The organism is Tsukamurella sputi (assembly GCF_007858445.1).
Classification (GTDB): Bacteria; Actinomycetota; Actinomycetes; order Mycobacteriales; family Mycobacteriaceae; genus Tsukamurella; species Tsukamurella sputi.
The window spans coordinates 1-537 of sequence record NZ_VIGV01000185.1 but is presented as its reverse complement, the minus strand read 5'-3'; the positions used below and the strand labels follow the sequence as shown (position 1 = coordinate 537).

Genomic DNA, 537 nt, shown 5'->3' with positions numbered 1-537 from the left:
CTGCTTCGTGAGTCGCTCGCGCTGATCGATCGGGTCAGTGAGCTCCGTGTAGGCGGTGCCGAGTTCGGCGCCGAAGCCGACCAGGTCCCACTGCTCGGTCAGGCGCGGGTCGTCACGGTGCTTGCGGGCCAGCGGCGAGACCTCGATGGGGAAGTCGCAGTAGAAGGTCGGGAAATCGGTCTGCTTCTCGACCAGCGCTTCGTACAGCTCCATCACGAGCTTGCCCGCGGTCGCCCCGCGCGGTACGGCCACGTGATGGCGAGCGCACACCGCGGCCACCTCGTCGAGTGGGGAGGCCGACGTCAGCTCGGTCCCCGTCGCCTTCGAGACCGCGGAATGTACCGTCACGACGGGCCACTCGGCGGTCAGGTCCACCTCGCGGGTACCTCCGGCGCCGTCGGGCCGCACGGCCACCGGGCGGCCGTTCACCGCCAGCGCCGCGGCCAGGATCACCTCGCGCGTGAGCGTCCGCATCGTCGTGTAATCGCCGTACGCCTCGTAGGCCTCGAGCGCGGTGAACTCCGGGTTGTGCGTCGC

The 537-nt window shown here is 70.2% G+C and carries 1 protein-coding gene; it reads right to left on the bottom strand.

Going from position 1 to position 537, the window contains the following annotated elements; translation table 11 throughout:
• Window positions 1-537, bottom strand: a 537-nt coding sequence (locus FK268_RS23740; RefSeq protein ID WP_306461504.1) for an amino acid--tRNA ligase-related protein, incomplete at both ends; no start/stop codon positions are given.